This window comes from Nocardioides faecalis (assembly GCF_018388425.1).
Taxonomy (GTDB): Bacteria; Actinomycetota; Actinomycetes; order Propionibacteriales; family Nocardioidaceae; genus Nocardioides; species Nocardioides faecalis.
Genome location: NZ_CP074406.1, coordinates 143,048 through 160,970 on the forward strand (window position 1 = coordinate 143,048; position 17,923 = coordinate 160,970).

The 17,923-nt window shown below is 69.4% G+C and carries 12 protein-coding genes; 6 read left to right on the forward strand and 6 right to left on the reverse strand.

Annotated features, from left to right (window positions below; all coding sequences use genetic code 11):
• Positions 1–95 precede the first annotated feature (95 nt).
• The 4 genes from KG111_RS00640 to KG111_RS00655 are packed head-to-tail and all read left to right on the forward strand — an operon-like array spanning position 96 to position 7,922.
• Positions 96–1,580, forward strand: a complete 1,485-nt coding sequence (locus KG111_RS00640; protein WP_249666237.1) for a pyridoxal phosphate-dependent decarboxylase family protein — start codon at positions 96–98, stop codon at positions 1,578–1,580.
• On the forward strand, positions 1,580–2,881 hold the full coding sequence (locus KG111_RS00645) for a lysine N(6)-hydroxylase/L-ornithine N(5)-oxygenase family protein (RefSeq protein ID WP_205291134.1): 1,302 nt from the start codon (positions 1,580–1,582) through the stop codon (positions 2,879–2,881). Before KG111_RS00640 ends, KG111_RS00645 begins: the two co-directional genes overlap by 1 nt.
• Positions 2,878–5,274, forward strand: coding sequence for a GNAT family N-acetyltransferase (locus KG111_RS00650; RefSeq protein WP_205291133.1), 2,397 nt, complete (start codon positions 2,878–2,880; stop codon positions 5,272–5,274). Before KG111_RS00645 ends, KG111_RS00650 begins: the two co-directional genes overlap by 4 nt.
• Complete coding sequence (locus tag KG111_RS00655) at positions 5,274–7,922, forward strand: GNAT family N-acetyltransferase (protein WP_205291132.1); 2,649 nt, start codon at positions 5,274–5,276, stop codon at positions 7,920–7,922. The genes KG111_RS00650 and KG111_RS00655 overlap by 1 nt, the downstream gene beginning before the upstream one ends.
• 76 nt (positions 7,923–7,998) lie before the next feature.
• Here KG111_RS00655 and gdhA read toward each other — a convergent pair whose 3' ends face one another.
• Positions 7,999–9,348, reverse strand: a complete 1,350-nt coding sequence (gdhA, locus tag KG111_RS00660) for an NADP-specific glutamate dehydrogenase (RefSeq protein ID WP_205291131.1) — start codon at positions 9,346–9,348, stop codon at positions 7,999–8,001.
• 262 nt (positions 9,349–9,610) lie between these two features.
• Here gdhA and KG111_RS00665 point away from each other — a divergent pair, with 262 nt between their 5' ends.
• Entirely contained in the window at positions 9,611–10,723 is a 1,113-nt protein-coding gene (locus KG111_RS00665; RefSeq protein WP_205291130.1) for a uroporphyrinogen-III synthase, read from the forward strand.
• A gap of 2 nt (positions 10,724–10,725) precedes the next feature.
• Positions 10,726–11,391 (forward strand): sirohydrochlorin chelatase, encoded by a 666-nt coding sequence (locus KG111_RS18400; RefSeq protein ID WP_205291129.1) that lies wholly within the window; start codon positions 10,726–10,728, stop codon positions 11,389–11,391.
• A gap of 132 nt (positions 11,392–11,523) precedes the next feature.
• Here KG111_RS18400 and KG111_RS00675 read toward each other — a convergent pair whose 3' ends face one another.
• From KG111_RS00675 to KG111_RS00695, 5 genes are all read right to left on the reverse strand, one after another.
• Positions 11,524–13,467, reverse strand: coding sequence for a hypothetical protein (locus KG111_RS00675; protein WP_205291128.1), 1,944 nt, complete (start codon positions 13,465–13,467; stop codon positions 11,524–11,526).
• Positions 13,464–14,039 carry a hypothetical protein gene (locus tag KG111_RS00680; RefSeq protein WP_205291127.1) on the reverse strand — a complete coding sequence of 192 codons (576 nt, stop codon included), beginning with the start codon at positions 14,037–14,039 and terminating at the stop codon, positions 13,464–13,466. The genes KG111_RS00675 and KG111_RS00680 overlap by 4 nt, the downstream gene beginning before the upstream one ends.
• The gene (locus tag KG111_RS00685; protein ID WP_205291126.1) at positions 14,039–15,100 is read right to left on the reverse strand and encodes a dsDNA nuclease domain-containing protein; all 1,062 of its coding nucleotides are present in this window, start codon (positions 15,098–15,100) and stop codon (positions 14,039–14,041) included. The genes KG111_RS00680 and KG111_RS00685 overlap by 1 nt, the downstream gene beginning before the upstream one ends.
• Before the next feature lie 294 nt (positions 15,101–15,394).
• A complete protein-coding gene (locus KG111_RS00690) occupies positions 15,395–15,844 on the reverse strand; it encodes a hypothetical protein (protein WP_205291125.1) in 450 nt (149 codons plus the stop codon).
• A 224-nt stretch (positions 15,845–16,068) separates the two neighbouring features.
• On the reverse strand, positions 16,069–17,724 hold the full coding sequence (locus KG111_RS00695; RefSeq protein WP_205291124.1) for an RNA-directed DNA polymerase: 1,656 nt from the start codon (positions 17,722–17,724) through the stop codon (positions 16,069–16,071).
• Positions 17,725–17,923 lie beyond the last annotated feature (199 nt).

Below are 17,923 nucleotides of genomic sequence, written 5' to 3' on the forward strand. Positions count from 1 at the left end.
GCTGGTCAAGACCCCGGCCGATCTGCTTGGGTAAAGCAGTTAGGTAAGGCTCACCTGAGTACTGGGTGGGCCGTCTCGGACTCAGGAGAACTTGCGTGCCCAAGCCACCGTTGCACCACCTCTTCCACCCCGACCACGCCGCGCACTACGCCTCTGTGCTCGGCCAGGGGATGGAGCACCTGCTCACCCATCTGGCCGGCGTGCGCGGCCCGGCCACCGGCGCCAGCCCCGCCGACGCCGCGGCGCGGGTCGCGGCGGTCGACCTCGAGCAGCCGCTGGCCGGCACCGACGCGGTGCTGGCGGAGATGTCGCAGCTGTGGCTCGACGACGCGGTGTGGTTCCACGAGCCGTCGTACGCCGCGCACCTCAACTGCCCCGTCGTGGTGCCGGCCCTGCTCGCCGAGCTCTTCGTGGCGTCGGTGAACAGCTCGCTGGACACCTTCGACCAGAGCGTCGGCGGCACCTTCATCGAGCGCCGGCTGGTGGAGTGGACCGCGCAGCGCATCGGCTTCGGCGAGGGCGCCGACGGCGTCTTCACCTCAGGCGGCAGCCAGTCCAACCTGCAGGGCCTGCTGCTGGCCCGCGACCGGAACGCGCAGGTGCCGGCGGAGCGGCTGCGGATCCTCGCCTCCGCCGAGAGCCACTTCTCGGTGCAGAAGTCCGCGCGGCTGCTCGGCCTGGGGGAGGAGTCGGTGATCAGCGTGCCGACCGATGCCCGGCACCGGATGGACCCGGCCGCGCTCGAGGCCTCGCTGGCCGCGTGCGCCGCGGTGGGGTTGCGACCGATGGCGATCGTGGCCACCGCCGGCACCACCGACTTCGGCGCGATCGACCCGCTGCCCGCGATCGCCGACCTCGCCCGGGTCTACGACGCCTGGTTGCACGTGGACGCCGCGTACGGCGGCGGCCTGCTCGTCTCTCCGACCCGGCGCCACCTGCTGGCCGGCATCGACCGGGCCGACTCGGTGACCGTCGACTTCCACAAGACCTTCTTCCAGCCGGTCTCCTCCAGCGCGATCATCGTGCGCGACGCGGCGACGCTGGCGCCGGCGACCTGGCACGCCGACTACCTCAACCCGCGCGGCACCGCGATGCCGAACCAGGTGGACAAGAGCCTGCAGACCACCCGCCGCTTCGACGCGCTCAAGCTGTGGCTGACGCTGCGCACGATGGGCCCCGAGCTGCTCGGTGAGTACGTCGACGCGGTGATCGACCTCGCCGCCGAGACCTACGCCGCCGCGCACGACACCTGTGACCTGCAGTTCGCGGCCGCACCCGAGCTCTCCACGCTGGTGTTCCGCTACGTGCCCTGCGGCGTGGAGCTGGACGAGCCTGCGCTCGCCGCGCTGAACACCGCGATCCGCACCGCGCTCTACGAGTCCGGCAAGGCGATGGTCGCCGCCACCACGGTCGACGGCGTCGCGCACCTCAAGCTCACCTTGCTCAACCCGATGGCGACGCTCGGCGACATCGTCGGTGTGCTCGACCTGGTCCGCGAGACCGGTGAGGCGCTGGTGAGGCGCAGCCCGCACGCCGTACCGACGCACCGCAACGCCGACCTCACCGGGAGCGTGGCGTGATGCGGACCCACGACCTCCTCGGCATCGGGCTCGGCCCGTTCAACCTCGGCCTGGCCTGCCTGGCCGACCCGCTGCGCGCCAGCGACGGCCTGGACGCGGTCTTCCTCGAGGCCCGCGACGCCTTCGCCTGGCACCCCGGGATGCTGCTCGACGACGCCACCTTGCAGGTGCCGTTCCTGGCGGACCTGGTCACCATGGCCGACCCGACCTCGCGCTGGTCGTTCCTGAACTACCTCAAGCAGTCCGGGCACCTCTACCCCTTCTACATCCGGGAGAGCTTCTACCCGCTGCGCCGCGAGTACGACGACTACTGCCGCTGGGCCGCCGAGCGGCTCGACTCCGTGCGGTTCGGTGAGCACGTCGAGGCCGTCGAGCACGACGGTGAGGCCTACCTGGTGCACTCCGGCAGCGGCCGCCGCTTCCGCAGCAAGCGGCTGGTGCTCGGCATCGGCACCGCCCCACGGGTGCCGGACGCGCTGGCGCCGGTGGCGGACAGCCCCGCCGCCACCCACTCCGCGGACTACCTGGCGCACAAGGCGGCGCTGCAGGCCCAGGACCGGATCACGATCGTGGGCAGCGGGCAGAGCGCCGCGGAGATCTACCACGACCTGCTCACCGAGGCCCCCGCCCACGGCTACGAGCTGGTGTGGCTGACCCGCAGCCCCCGGTTCTTCCCGATGGAGTACACCAAGCTCACCCTGGAGATGACCTCCCCGGAGTACGGCGAGTACCACCGCCGGCTGCCCGCGGAGACCCGCGACCGGCTGGCCCGCGACCAGCGGCACCTGTTCAAGGGGATCAGCGCCGAGCTGGTGGACGCGATCTTCGACCTGCACTACGCCCAGCGGGTGTGCGGCGACGGGCCGCGGACCACGCTGCTCACCAACACCGAGGTCACCGGCTCGCGCACGGGTGCGGCGGGTCTCGAGCTGGACCTGCACCACGTCGAGACCGGCGAGCGGTTCGGGCTGAACACCGGCGGCCTGGTCCTGGCCACGGGCTACGCCCCCACCACGCCGTCGTTCCTCGACGGTGTCGCCGACCGGATCCGGCGCGACGAGCGCGGCCGCTACGACGTCGCCGCGGACTACTCCGTCGACGTGGCCGGCGGTGAGATCTTCGTGCAGAACGCCGAGGAGCACACCCATTCCCTGCTCGCCCCCGACCTGGGCATGGGCCCCTACCGCAGCTCGGTGATCCTGGCCGCGGTGCTGGGCCGCGAGGTGTACCCGCTGGAGAAGCGGATCGCGGTGCAGGACTTCGGGGTGCCGGACCACCTGCGCACGGAGGTGGCCCGATGAGCACCCGCGCCATCACCATCGAGCCGGTCGACCTGGACCGCGACCTTCCGCTGCTGCACGCGTGGGTGACCCACCCCCGCTCGGTGTTCTGGATGATGCAGGACGCCTCCCTCGACGACGTGCAGCGCGCCTACGCCGCCATCGCCGCCGACCCGCACCACGACGCCTTCCTGGGCCGCGTCGACGGCCGGCCGACGTTCCTGCTGGAGACCTACGACCCCGCCCACGACGAGCAGCTCGCCGAGCTGCCCGAGCTGGCGCCGGGCGACCTCGGCATGCACGTGCTGGTGGCACCGCCCGCGGACGAGCCCGAGCCGGGCCTGACCACCGCGGTGTTCCACGCCGTGCTCGACCACTGCTTCGCCGACCCGTCCGTGCGCCGCGTCGTGGTGGAGCCGGACGTGCGCAATGCCAAGATCCGCGCCAAGAACGTCGCCGCCGGGTTCACCGAGCTGCGCGAGGTCCCGCTGCCCGGAAAGACCGCCATGCTCTCCGTCCTGCCGCGCGAGGACCGGGTCCACCCCGACCCCCGTCCCGTCGCGGTAGTCCCTGACGAAAAGCACCGTGACGCGCCGGAAGGGGGTGCTTTTGGTCAGGGACTACCGTCCGCGGACCACCTGACGCCGGAGCTGATGGAGCGCGCCCAGCGGCACCTGGTGGCCAAGGCGATCGCCGAGCTGTCCCACGAGCGGCTGATCGCGCCGGTCGTCGAGGACGAGAGGACGGGCACCTGGCGGCTCGACACCGGCGGGGAGCCGGGCGAGCCGGGGGCGTCGTACGTCTTCACGGCGCGGGTGCTGCCACTCGAGCACTGGGCGATCGACGAGGCGTCGATCCGGCGCACCGTCGCGGGCCGCGAGGTGCCGCTGGACGCCCAGGAGCTGATCGCCGAGCTGGCACCGGTGCTCGAGGTGCCGGACGCGCTGCTGCCGGTCTACCTGGAGGAGATCGCCGCGACGCTGGCGGCGGGCGCGTGGAAGCTGCGGCACCGCGACGTACCGGTCGCCGACCTGATCGATGCAGACTTCCAGGAGATCGAGGCCGCGATGACCGAGGGCCACCCCGGCTTCATCGCCAACAACGGCCGGATCGGGTTCTCCCTGGACGACTACCGGGCCTACGCCCCCGAGACCGGCGCGACGCTGCGGCTGCACTGGGTCGCCGCCCGACGCGACCTCACCCGGCTCTCGCTGGGCGAGGGCGAGACCGAGCAGAGGTTGTACGACGCCGAGCTGCCCCCCGGCGTCCGCGACCGGTTCACCGCACAGCTCACCGGGCTGGGCCTGGACCCGGCCGACTACCTGTTCCTGCCGGTGCACCCGTGGCAGTGGCAGCACAAGCTGGCGATCACGTTCGCCCCCGACGTGGCGCGCCGCGACCTGGTGCACCTGGGCCCCGGCCTCGACGAGCACCAGCCGCAGCAGTCGATCCGCACGTTCTTCAACCGCAGCCGCCCGCGGCGGCACTACGTGAAGACCGCGCTGGCGATCCAGAACATGGGGTTCGTGCGCGGGCTCTCGCCGGCGTACATGGCCGCCACCCCGGCGATCAACGACTGGGTGGCAGAGGTGGTGCACGCCGACCCCGAGCTGCGCGACTGTGGCTTCGAGGTGCTGCGCGAGGTGGCCGCGATCGGCTACACCGGCGATGCCTTCCACCGGCTGGCCGGCACGTCGCCGTACCGCAAGATGATCGCGGCGCTGTGGCGCGAGAGCCCGGTGCCGCGACTGGCCGAGGGCGAGCAGCTGACCACGATGGCGGCGCTGCTGCACCGCGACGCCGCCGGCGATGCGCTGGTGACGGCATGGATCAAGGCCTCACCGGTGGACGCCGCGGACTGGGTGCGGGCCTGGCTGCGCTGCTACCTGCGTCCGCTGGTGCACTGCCTGGCCGCCTACGACCTGGCGTTCATGCCGCACGGGGAGAACCTGCTGCTGCGGCTGCGCGACCACGTGCCGACGGGGGCGTTCATGAAGGACATCGGCGAGGAGATCGCGGTGATGGGTGACCTGCCGTTGCCCGCCGAGGTGGAGCGGGTCCGGGGTGACTTCCCCGATGACGTGAAGGCGCTGGCCGTGCACACCGACGTGTTCGACGGCGTGCTGCGCCACGTCGCGGCGATCCTCGACGCCGACGGCCTGCTGCCGGTCGAGGAGTTCTGGGCGATCGCCCGGGAGACGATCGTCGCCCACGCCGCCGACCACCCGGAGCTGGCCGACGCCGTCGCCCGCTACGACCTGCTCCGGCCCCGGTTCAAGCACAGCTGCCTGAACCGGCTGCAGCTGCGCAACACCCTGCAGATGGTGGACCTCAGCGACCAGGCGGAGTCGCTGATCTTCGCCGGTACCCTGGCCAACCCCGTCGCCGTCGACCGTGCAGGAGGAAGCGCCTGATGGCCGTGGCACGCGATGGGTTCGGCATCCCGCACGTCCTCGGCGCCAGCGTCGTGGAGGTGGCCCGCGAGCAGGGCCGCGCCACCGCCACCGACCGCGCCTGGCAGCTGCAGGTGGAGCGCCGCCGGGCCGAGGGCACCTGCGCCGAGCTCTTCGGCGAGGCCGCGCTGGAGTGGGACCGGCTCGCCCGCCGAGCCGACCTGCCCGGCCTGGCACAGCGCGCGTACGCCGCCATGAGCGACGAGAGCCGCGCGTTCGTCGACGCCTACGTCGCCGGCGTCAACGACGTGCTCGCGAGTGCCGGGAGTGCCGGGAGCACCGGTGGGACGGGGGACGAGGCGTGGCAGCCGTGGACGCCGCTGGGCGTGCTCGCGGTGCAGCACCTGCTGTTCTCCACGTTCCCCAGCAAGCTCTGGCGCCACCACCTCGCCGGTGGGCTGGCGCCCGAGCTCCGCGACCACCTGGAGCTGCTGCGCGGGGAGGGCCTGCCCGGCGGCAGCAACGCGGTGGCCGTCGCCGGCTCGCTGACCGCCAGCGGGCTGCCGATCCTCGCCGGCGACCCGCACCGGGTGATCGAGGCGCCCGGCGTCTACGCCCAGGTCCGGCTGGTGTGCACCGACCCCGAGGACGCCTTCGACGTCACCGGGCTGACCTTCGTCGGTGTCCCCGGCGTGCAGCACTTCGGCCACGCCGCCCATGCCGGAGGAGGGGTGGCGTGGGGCATCACCAACGCCGTCGCCGACGCCGAGGACCTGTACGTCGAGCACCTGACCCGCGACGGCGAGGCCGTCGTCGCCCAGGGACCCGCCGGCACCGAGCCGGTGCAGCGCCGTGTGGAGGAGATCCGCGTCCGGGGCGCCGACGGCGGCCTGTGCACCGAGCGGCTCGAGGTGCTGCGCACCGGCCGCGGACCCGTGGTCCTCGGCGGCCCGGACGAGGTCGCGTTCAGCCTGCGCACGCCCGCCGACGTGCTCGGTGACCTCGGCGGCGACGCGCTGCTGCCGCTGCTGCGCGCCCGCACGGCCGCCGACGTGATCGACGCCTTCGAGGACCACTGGGTCAGCCCTGTGAACAACCTCCTCGTCGCCGACGGGGCCGGCCAGCCTGGCCAGCCCGGCCAGCCCGGCCAGCCCGAGCACCGGGTCGTGGGCCGGGTGCCGCAGCGCGAGGCGGACCGTGCCGCCGCGCTGCACCGGCTGCCCGGCGACGCCCGCGCCGGCACCGGCTGGACCGGGTGGGTCACCGACCTGCCGCGCCGTACCGGCGAGGTGCTGGTCAGCGCCAACGACCGGGCCGCCGCCGACTTCGCCCGGATCGGCGACGAGTTCGCGCCACCGTTCCGCGCCGCGCGGATCACCGAGCTGGTCACCGACCTCGCCGCCCGTGGCCCGATCACCCCGGCCGGTCTGGCCGAGGTGCTCGCCGACGACAAGCAGACCGCGGGGGGCGCGCTGCTGGACGCGATCGCCGACCTCGCGGACCTGTCCGCACCCGCCGCGACGCTGCGCGAGCGGCTGTTGGCCTGGGGCCGCCGGATGGCCCCGGACAGCATCGAGGCGCCGCTCTTCGCCCGCGTCCGCGCCCACGTGGTCCGCGCCGTCGTCGACGGCCCGGGGCTGCGCGGCCTGGACACCTCGCCGTACGGCGAGCTGTTCGCGCCCTGGTTCGACCTCGGCGCCCGCGTGCAGACCGCGCTGCCGGCGCTGCTCGCCGCGGATCGGCCGTTCGGCGTGGACCTGGCGACGGCGGTCCGGGACGCGGTGGAGTCGGTGGCGCACGAGCCGGAGCCGGAGCCGGGCACCGAGACGTGGGGCGCGGCGCACGTCGCCGTACCGCTGACACCGCACCAGCAGCTCGGCCTCCAGCCGCCGCGGGCCGAGGTGCCGCCGCTGCTGCCGGTGGCCGGGGACACCGACTGCGTGCTCGCCGCCCGGGCGCTGGGCGGCCGGGGGGCCTGCGTGCACGGCCCGGTCGCCCGCTGGGTCTGGGACCTGGCCGGCGCGAGCCGCTGGGTGGTGCCGCTGGGTGCCTCCGGCGACCCGGCCTCGCCGCACCACCACGACCAGCAGGCGGTGTGGGCGGCGGGCGGCACGCTGCCGGTCGTCAGGCCGACCGGGGCCACGATGCGCCCGGTCGACCCCGACGGCGACGCCGACCTGCTGCACTCCTGGGTGACGCAGCCGCGGGCGGCGTTCTGGGGGATGACCGAGCGCACCCGGGACGAGGTCGCCGAGATCTACGGCTGGATCGTCGCGCAGGAGCACCTGGCGGTGTACCTGCTCGAGGTCGACGGCCACCCCGTCGGGCTGCTGCAGACCTACGACCCGTTCGTCGACGAGATCGGGGAGTTCTACGAGCGCCGGCCCGGCGACCTGGGCGTCCACCTGCTGTTGGCCGACGACCCACGGCGCCGCGGACACACGGGCGAGGTGGTGCGCGCGGTGTTCGCGTGGCTGCTCACGCAGCCGGGGTTCGCCCGGCTCGTCACCGAGCCGGACGCCCGCAACGACGCCTCGATCGCCCTGCTGGAGCGCCTCGGCGCCGAGCGCGGTCCGCGGGTGCAGCTGCGCACCAGCATCAGCGAGAAGCCGGCGCAGTTCCTCTTCCTCTCGCGGTCACGGGTGGAGGAGCTGGTCCTCACCCCGTGACGCGGGGAGGCGGAGCTGAGGAGAGGGCGACCCGAGGGCGCCCGGCGGCGATCAGGAGCGCGTTCGTGAGCCCGGCTCAGATGACCCCGAGCGCCAGCATCGCGTCGGCGACCTTGATGAAGCCCGCGATGTTGGCGCCGGCGACGTAGTTGCCGGGGGTGCCGTAGGCGTCCGCGGTCTCCAGGCAGCGGGCGTGGATGCCGGTCATGATGTCGTGCAGCCGGTCCTCGGTGTGGTCGAAGGACCACGAGTTGCGGGAGGCGTTCTGCTGCATCTCCAGCGCGCTGGTCGCCACACCACCGGCGTTCGCGGCCTTGCCGGGCGCGAACGCGATGCCGGCGCCGGTGAAGACCTGCACGGCGTCGGGAGTGCAGGGCATGTTGGCGCCCTCGGCGACCACGGCGCAGCCGTTCCTCGCCAGCGTCAGGGCGTGCTTGCCGTCCAGCTCGTTCTGGGTGGCGCAGGGCAGTGCGATGTCGCACGGCACGTCCCACACGGAGCTGCCTGAGTCGACGGCGACGAAGCGGGCGGAGCCGCCCCGCTCCTCGGCGTACGTCGACACGCGCTCGCGGCGGTTCTCCTTGACGTCCTTGAGCAGGGCGAGGTCGAGGCCGGCCTCGTCGACGACGTACCCGGAGGAGTCGGAGCAGGCGACCACCTTCGCGCCGAGCTGGGTGGCCTTCTCGGCGGCGTAGATGGCGACGTTGCCCGAGCCGGAGACCACCACGGTGCGGCCGTCGAAGGAGCTGCCGCGGGACTTGAGGACCTCGTTGGCGAAGAAGACGGTGCCGTAGCCGGTCGCCTCGGTGCGCACCAGCGAGCCGCCCCAGCTGATCCCCTTGCCGGTGAGCACACCGGACTCGTAGCGGTTGGTGATCCGCTTGTACTGGCCGAACATGTAGCCGATCTCGCGGCCGCCGACGCCGATGTCACCGGCGGGGACGTCGGTGTGCTCACCGATGTGGCGGTAGAGCTCGGTCATGAACGACTGGCAGAAGCGCATCACCTCGGCGTCGCTGCGGCCCTTGGGGTCGAAGTCCGAGCCACCCTTGCCGCCGCCGATCGGCATGCCGGTCAGCGCGTTCTTGAAGATCTGCTCGAAGCCGAGGAACTTGATGATCCCCAGGTAGACCGTGGGGTGGAACCGCAGGCCGCCCTTGTAGGGGCCGAGCGCGGAGTTGAACTCCACCCGGAAGCCGCGGTTGAGCTGCACCCGACCCTCGTCGTCGACCCACGGCACCCGGAAGATGATCTGCCGCTCCGGCTCGCAGACGCGGCGGATGATCGCGGCGTCGGCGTACTCCGGGTGGTGCCGTACGACGGGGTCGAGGCTCTCCAGCAGCTCGCGGGTCGCCTGGTGGAACTCCGTCTCACCGGGGTTGCGCGCCAGGACCTCGTCGAAGATGGGCTGGAGGGGCTCGTTCAAGGACACGCCCTCCACCGTCTCATCCCTTCCTAGCAGGAAGATCTCCGGCCCCATATTACGGACGCGTAACGTGACCCAGCACGCTCGCCCGGTCGGTGGCCGAGCCGAGACCTGCTGGTGATCGAGCCGAGACCTGCCGGTTGTCGTGACCCGCGGATGGTGGGGCGTGTCTGGGCTCCCCGAACGTGATGGTCGCGACGTACGACGTGCGTCTGGCCGGCGGCGTCGTGGTGGTCGCGGCACGGCGGGAGAGAATCGGCACGTGAGCGAACTCCCCCTCGCCGGCTTCCGGATCGGCGTCACCGCAGCCCGGCGTGCCGAGGAGCAGGTCGCGCTGCTGGAGCGTCGCGGCGCGGAGGTGTTGCACGCACCGGTGCTGTCGGTGGACCCGAACCGGATCGACGAGACGGCGCTGCTGGCGGCGACGAAGGACGTGCTGGCGCAGCCGGTCGACATCTTCGTGGCGACGACGGGGATCGGGGTGAGGTCGTGGTTCGCCGCAGCGGAGCGGTGGGGCCTGGCCGGGGACCTGGCCGCGCACCTGGGCGGCGCGGAGATCCTGGCGCGCGGGCCGAAGAGCGTGGGCGCGCTGCGCCGGCTGGGGCTGCGCGAGCTGTGGTCGCCGGAGTCGGAGGAGTTCGACGACGTGCTGCGCCACCTGCGTGGCCGGGACCTGGCCGGGCGCCGGATCGTGGTGCAGGAGCACGGCCAGTCGCTGTCGATGGCCGCGCACGCGCTGCGCCGGCTGGGTGCGGAGGTCACCACGGTGGCGGTGTACCGGGTGGAGAGCGCGACCGACCCCGAGCCCATGTTCGGCCTGATCGAGCAGATCGCGGCGCGCGAGGTGCACGCGGTGACGTTCACCGCCGCTCCCGCGATCGCGGCGATGATGCAGGCCGCCGCCTCGACCGGGCACCGCGACGAGGTGGTCACCGCCTTCCAGGCCGACGTGATCGCCTCGTGTGTGGGCCCGGTGACCGCGGCCGCGTTCGAGATGTGGGGCGTGCCCTCGATCTACCCCGACCGCTCCCGGCTGGCGGCGATGGTCAAGCAGCTGGAGGCCGAGCTGCCGTCGCGGGCGAGCGGTACGTCGCTGGAGGTCGCCGGCCACACCCTGCTGCTGCATGGCGGCGACGTGCTGCTCGACGGCGTCGAGGTGAAGCTGTCGCCCGCTCCCTATGCGGTCCTGCAGGCGCTGCTGGTCAACCCCGGCACCGTGGTCTCCCGCCGCGACCTGCTCGCTGCCCTGCCCTCGCGCACCGCGGGCTCGGAGCACGCGGTGGAGATGGCCGTGGCGCGGCTGCGGGCTGCGCTGGGGACACGCTGCGTGGAGACCGTCGTGAAGCGCGGCTACCGCCTGGCCGTCCGGGTGTAGCGGTGCCTCGCCTCGTCACCGTCGCCCACGGCACCCGCACGGCCGTTGGGAACGTGGTCGCGCGCGAGCTCACCGCTCTGGCTGGCGAGCGTCTGGGGATTGAAGCGATCGCCTCGTACGTCGAGCTCTCCGAGCCGCTCTTCGCCGACGTGCTTCGCGAGCCCTATGACGGGGAGAGCGTGGCTGTGCCGTTGTTGCTCTCGACGGGCTATCACGTGCGGGTGGACCTGCCGGAGGCTGTGGCGGGGGCGGCAGATCCTGCGCGGGTGCGGCTGGCCCGGCCGTTCGGGCCGGATCCGTTGTTGGCTCAGGCGCAGGTGGCGCGGCTGCTGGAAGCAGGGGCTGAGGTTGGTCAGCCGGTGACGATGGTGGCTGCCGGCTCGTCCGATCCTGCCGCGTTGGATGACCTTGGGGTTGCGGCTTCTTTGTTGGCGGAGGCGTGGGGCTCGCCGGTGCGGTTCGCGACGCTCGGTGGGTTGGGACCGCGACCCGCGGAGGTCGTGCAGCCGGGGGATGCGGTGTCGTCGTACCTGTTGGCGACAGGGTTCTTCCACCGCAAGCTCGTCGCTGAGGCGAAGGAGTTCGGGGCCGATGTCGTCGCCGACGTCATTGGCCCGCACCCCCTCGCCGTCGGCCTCCTCGTACGACGCACTTCTAGGGCTTCGTGATGTCATTCCGCCGACAATGACGCGCTAAAGGACTGTGAAGCGGCGGAGATTGACGAGGTGGCAGCGCCAGCACTTCGGCGCGCTTCTTGGTCGGCGCCCGTCTTCCCATACCCCTTGAGCAGCTTGAGACCCCTAACCGCGCGGCGAGGGATCAGCCGCGTAGATATGCGGCATGCGCACCACGCTGTGCGGCGCCGTGATCGATTCACTGGGGCCGACTTGCGTGACGATTACCTGGGCGCCAAGCCTAACCGCCTCGTTACCGATGCGACTGATGGCTTCGGCGACGATTGCGGGACTCAGTCCGTGCTGATAGGGGTTGTCGAGGATCACCACGCCTGGCACGCAGAATGACGAATCGTTGGCCCCGCTCAATCTCACGAGGCCGTAGGTGTACGCGAGGAAGAAGAGCACCTTGGCCTCAGCTCCCAAACTCTCATCCCAAGGCCTGGTGCCGACATAGAAAGTGAGATCGTCTGCGGTGATCGTCACTTGTTGCCCGATCCACCCGCGCCCATTAAACGCAACGAGAAATTCATTCATTCGATCCGCAAGTGCGCTGCAGTTTCGCTGGGCATCTGACCGTGCCGCCGCTTCCTGTGTTGCCAGCGCCTCGAGCCGAGTCACCTCGGCGAGCGCGTCGTCCACAGCATTCGATGCGTTCTCCTCACGCAGGAGGATCGACTCAAGGGCTGGTAGCGCGGCGAGCTGCTGCTGAAGGCGTCCGATCTGGCGCGACGTGTCTTCCAGTGGGCCCACGAACGGGGCGAGAAGCGCAAACCGCTCGTCGTGCAGCTCGGCCGCAAGGTCTTCCCGCAGCGCTTTGGCGTCTCGCTCGGCCGCGCGGGCCCGCTCCAGATCGACCGCGGTACGCTCGATTGCGTGATTGAGGTCCTCGATCTCCGTCTCCAGGGCGCGGATCTCACGGTCGGCGCGGCGTTGACGACGATCATCGGTCACTGGCTGGCGGCATAGATAGCAGTCGTCAGTAGCGTGCTGGTGCCGCGGGTCGATCTTCTGTTCGCAGGCGGGGCACAACCGCACGGGTAGGTCGCCGAATACATCGACCGAGTCCGAGAGCCGCTGCAGACGCTCAATTTCGCCCCGAGCGGTCCGGCGAGAGAATCCAAATTCCTCGAGGATTACGGCGAGCTGGGATGCTCGGGAGGTCGTCCGATCGACCTGCTGTGAAGCAGCGGCGAGGCGTGTCGGAAGTTCGCGATCGAGCCCCGGCGCACCGTCGCCATGCACGGCTTGTCGGGCGAGCTCACTGATGCCGTCGCGCTGACCCTCCGTCTGCCTGAGGGTCGCAGCGAGTTGATCGCGTACGCGATCGATGGATGCCGCATTCAGAATCGGCGGCAGCCCGAGCTGCTTGCTGAGGTCACCCACCACAGTGTGCGCGGACTCCGCCACGTCCCGATGGACCGCCTGGGCTGCCGCGAGTGCACGTTGTGCCTCACCGAGCTCGAACTCGGCAGTCTCGTATCGGTTCGGCGCAAAGCCCAGAAACAAGCTGATGACCGCGCTCCGAAGGAACTGCCGCTCCTTCGTCGCGAACTCCGTCCACGAGTCTTCACGCCGGTACATATGACGTAACGGCGAGCGAAAGGTCAGGGGTACCTTTTGGGTTGCCGTCAGAGGGTTCCTCCCGAGCGGGACCTCTAGAAGCGGCCACCCGAGTTTGCCCATCAGCCAAGGACTAAGGTCGCTCGCGTCGATGGGAAGGTTGTCGTCAATAGTCACCTTCGACTTGAGACCCTGCGCGAAGTCACGAGCAAGACGGTGCTTATCGCCGTTGATGGCGATGGTGATCGCGACCGCCGAATACTTCTCTTCGATGGCTGACCCCATAGCGGCTGCTGGGCTCTTTTCCTTCCCGAGGCAGTAGTCGATGATTTTTAGGGTCGTGGTCTTCGAGCTGTTCGGTTCACCGGTAATCACCGTCATAGGTGTCTTTGAGAAGTCGTAGGACTCAACGACCCCGGTGTTTTCGATGAGTTCGACTTCGAGGATGCGCAGTCCGCGCTCAAGGCGCAGTGGGGCCAGAACAGCCGGCCGTTGGGGCTCGGTCATGGTCGGATCTCCGTCCAGTAGGGCAGGTCGCCGACCTCGTTCGGGAAAAGGTCGTAGACGAGGTCCTTCAGTTCAGTGCCTGTCATCGTGCTCAGGTCGGGGGTCATGGCCGCACAGCGATTCAGCAGCGGCTGGAAGGACGCCCGGCCGCTGAGGTCGTCAGCTGCGCGACGACCCGCGGCCGTCAACTGGACCCTTTCCGGCTTCGCGGTGGTGATGGTGATCAGCTTCCTCGAGAGCAGGAATGCGAGAAACTGTCGGTACCTGGGGTCCCAAGGTCCGTAGCGGTACCGAATCATCGGCGCTTCAATCTCCGCGCCGGTTGCCGTCCACTCCGTAGTACTGGCACCGATGTCACGCAGGTGGTCGAGGGCCCGCTCGAGGAATGCTGGATAGCGTAGTAGGAAGTCGAGTTTGGCTAGCTTCGTTCGCCCGTCTATGCCGGGCTTTGTCCCCGTTCCGCACCGGCGCAGCAGCACTAGGAGCCGCGCCGCGTGGAAGTCAATGCTGTCGTCCGGATCCCACGGTTCGTGAAGCGGCGGTACGACATCGGGGCCGATGCCCGCTGACATCACACGTACCGGTTCTGACAGCGGTAGGTCACGTCAGAGAGCGTTGCCATTCTGTCGGCGCTTGTCCCTAGCGTGCCATCAATATCAGTGTCGAGGGCATCGACTACGGCGCTGAACGCTGCTGGCCCTGGCTGGACCTTTCCGGCGCGACGATGGGCTGCGACGCGCTGGCAGATCGCGAATACCTCGCGGTTCAGTTCCTTGTATCGGACCTTCTCTGCCCCGATCGCCGATCGGATCTTTCGCCTGAGTGACTCCAGTTCCTGGAACGAACGTTGTATCTCCTCATCATCAAGACCAGCCGCATCCAGTTTTTCAGCGAGTGGGACGAGAGGCAGGGTGCCGTTGGCCGACTCCCCGGTCGCCTGCGTTACAACGTCCGCGAACATCTTCCAGAACTCGCCTGCCGTCCAGGAACGAGCAACGCGTCGGCGCGCTTCACGCGCGACCTTGCTCAGGAGCAACTCGGCGATCTTGGCAAGCTCATCGAGGAGCGGCTTCTGGCCTATCTGTTTGGTGACAGGGTCCTCCAGCAGGCCGATGATGTCCTTCTCGAGGTCATCCGCAGTACGCGGAAGGACCTGCACTTCGAGGCGTTCGACAAGGAAGTCGATGTCTGGTGCCCAGTCGGGCAAGGGCAGGGCGGTGAGCTTGTTTGCTACGTCTTGGCGAGACTTCTGATCGGCTAGTGTCGTTCCGCACGGTCCCTCGTGTTTGAACCCCCAGAGGGTTTGCGCGGGCGGTTCGTTCAGCACGACGCAGAAGGTGACCTCGCCTACCGGCTCGTCCTTACCGCTAAATAGTCGTCCCAGAATGCTGGTCTCGACCTTGCCCTTGACTTCGGGTCGGCACACCCGTGCGGCACTGTGTGCTTCGGCGTTCTCGCGCGTCTTCACTTGGCGATAGATGATGCGGTCGTCTAGCGTGCAGATGATGTCGTCTTCGGCTTCGAAACCGACCGAGGTGTAGAGGGTTCCGAGGTTCAGGCACTCCATGAGCGTGACCGCGTCCTGATACGCGAATCCCCGCCGGCTACGCCGGCCGCCGTCCTCAACACTCACCTTCGCCCCCGTCTCAGCCATTCTTGGCGAACACATCTCACACCATGCGCGGCACGTCTTTTGGCGTTTCACCGGGATCGAGCCAATCCCCTTAGGTTGGAGGAGGTCATCACGCGGTAGTCGCATGATTGCGCCGGTGCCGCCGTACCGGCCCCGGTGTTCAGGATTGGTGCGTCACCGCCAACTCGACGACCTTCGTCGCCACGCCGACAACCACGAGCAAGCACGAGTCACAGGTTCGTTCCGCGGCGCTGTCGCCAATCGATCCGAGTCCATCCAGGCTGGTGCCGCACCTCAGAGCGGGGCGTGATCGCTCAGTTCGCCGTCGACCCACTCAAGGTAGGCGCGTAGCGCGGTCACAGACTCCTCGATAGCGGCAGGAGTGACGAGAACACCAAGCTCGTCCGGCGTAAAGCCGAACTTCAGCACCTTGAGGCGCTGCTTGGTCTGTTGCAGACCCTTGCCCCGCACTTGACGCGCTGTGAAGCGTCCCAACCCGTGAACGAGCGCGTTCCGGGCTTCGATGATGGGGCCAACCTGGGCGAACGGCGAGGCACCGTTCCTGATCTTGATGTCCTTCTTTACATACTTCGTGAAGTACTCGTCCATCGCGAGCCATGACCCTGTGCCCTTGTCTTCGAACTCGGCGTAGAGCTTCTCGACCAACGCGGCACGAGGGGACGGTGCCTGAGGCGCCAGCCGCACGACGAGCTGGCCAGCGACAAAGGACTCGACGATTGTCACGCACCGCACGAGGACACCCTCTCGACGGTGTTGGGCCTGCATGGACCCAGGAGGCAGGACCTTGAGTCTCCCACCGATGAACACGTGGGACTCCAGTGCCGCCTCGGCGCGACGATGCTGAGCCAAAGCGACCATGAGCTGGCGCCGAGAGTGCTCGCACGCCACGGAGACCACGGACAAGCCGGCGAGGCTCGCCGTGGGTGCGCCCGGCTTTGACGACGTGGTCATGACGGTCCGTCAGCAACCAGCCGGGTTCTTCGGACGACACGGCGCCGAGTCCCCCATGTCTGCTTCCGCGCCCATTCCGCCAGCCAACGTTCGACCTGGTCGGCGGCGACCTCCTCGACCCCGTTCGCTTCCCGGGCCGCTGCCAGGGCTAAGGCGGCGGTCAGCCTGTGCGACTCCGGAGCGCGGTCATATGCGCGTGCGCCGAGGTCGACGGTTAGCTGGCGCCTACGAGCAAGGGCGAGAGCAGCCTGCGCTGAAACCGCGTCGTGGGCTCCGTCGACCTGGTCCTTCAACCACGCAATGTGGCGCTGGCGTCGACGCGTCCCGTCGGACACCGACCCCGCGAGGTAGGCAACCCACAGCGACTGCCAGATGCTGACGATGTTGCGGTCGCGTCCACACAACTCGTTAAGGACACCGTGAACCAGCGCCGCATCGTCCCTGCCGACTGCGATCAAGTAGTTGCATACCTGCGGGGTGAGGTGTGGTTCGTGGACCAGGAGTGCAATGGCGGCGTTGACCGCGCGGTTATCTCGACCTGTCTCCAACGTGGCCAGGGACTTACGCAACAGGGTCGACCAGATGTGCGACCCCCACCCATAGTCGTCCCTGGCCTCCTCATCGCGCCAGATGCTGACTACCCGCGCCGCGACGTCGAGCTGGTCGCTGGTCGGCTCGAGCCTGGCCGCAGACTCCTCCGTCGAGTCGCTCTCGTCATGTTCGATGCCGGGCAGCCTGCGTGACTCCTCGGTGACGTCGTCTATGACAACGTCGACGAGGTCCTCGTCGTCGTCGTCGGAATAGACCCCAGCGACCGATGCGAAGAACTCCTCGATAGTGATGCCTTGTATGGCTTGCTCGTCGAAGAGACGCTGCTCGGCGCGCCTAACCTCGGTCCGGGAATCCTCGTAGGTTTCCCTACCCGGCGTGCCGGTCTTCGCCTCGTTTAGGACAAGCCCGAGCTCGAACGCTGACCGCTCGATGTGTTCAAGAGCCTCCAGCGCCTCGTTGTAGTCGGCGCAGGCGACACGGAAGTCGTCGGCGTAGCGGGCGGCCGCGTAGCCGCGACGCACGAGACTGCGACGGATCGGGTCGACGTACAAGTCACCAAGCACGTCGGAGCGGTCGTTCATCTGAGGCAGCCCAAACTGGCGACCAGTACCACCCTGTAGCAACTCCACCACCGCGGTGATGGCCAGGTCGTCACCGGTCTGGGCGACAACCTCATCTATCAGTCTCTCGTGGTCGATGTACTGGTAGTAGGCGGCAACGTCGGCCTTGAGAACGTAGTTGCAGCCCTCGACTTCCAGTGGGCTGTGAGCGAACTCGTCGTAGTCACCGCGGTCAGGAATCACGGGCAGTCGGCCTACGACCACGTTCACCAATGCCCGATAGATGAACCGATCCTCGAGCGCGACGTACGGCAGCGGACGTGATCCCCTCGCAGCCTTGCGCGCCAGCACGCTGTCCTGCGGTGCCGGGTGAAAGTCACGACGCATGCGGGCCTGGAGCCGACCGACCAGGTCCTCGAGGTGGCCGAGGAGCGCGCGGTCTGCCAGCGGTGGGGGTAGGTAGCGGTTACGTGCGGTCAGCTCGTCGATCACCGCCGCGCGGTAGTCCACCTCGGCCAGAACAGCAGCCGGAATCCTCATCCCACCTCCATCGGAGCACATGTGACGAACCCCAAGAGCCCACCAACTGGGAGGCCGAGTGGCACGAGTACAACTACCACGCCCGGCCCGTTGTCCGCTCCAAACACGAATCGATGCCTGAGCCCTACGTCCGCCTTGCGGCGTCACTGGCGAGTTGATCGGGTACTCGTGCCCTCAGGCCCATCGGGCTGGACGTGCT

What these genes read in the sequence shown, in the direction of transcription:
- KG111_RS00655 (WP_205291132.1), top strand. Translation starts at nt 5,274, where the DNA reads ATGGCCGTGGCACGCGATGGGTTCGGCATCCCGCACGTCCTCGGCGCC.
- KG111_RS00680 (WP_205291127.1), bottom strand. Translation starts at nt 14,039, where the DNA reads ATGTCAGCGGGCATCGGCCCCGATGTCGTACCGCCGCTTCACGAACCG.
- KG111_RS00675 (WP_205291128.1), bottom strand. Translation starts at nt 13,467, where the DNA reads ATGACCGAGCCCCAACGGCCGGCTGTTCTGGCCCCACTGCGCCTTGAG.
- KG111_RS00645 (WP_205291134.1), top strand. Translation starts at nt 1,580, where the DNA reads ATGCGGACCCACGACCTCCTCGGCATCGGGCTCGGCCCGTTCAACCTC.
- KG111_RS00695 (WP_205291124.1), bottom strand. Translation starts at nt 17,724, where the DNA reads ATGAGGATTCCGGCTGCTGTTCTGGCCGAGGTGGACTACCGCGCGGCG.
- KG111_RS00650 (WP_205291133.1), top strand. Translation starts at nt 2,878, where the DNA reads ATGAGCACCCGCGCCATCACCATCGAGCCGGTCGACCTGGACCGCGAC.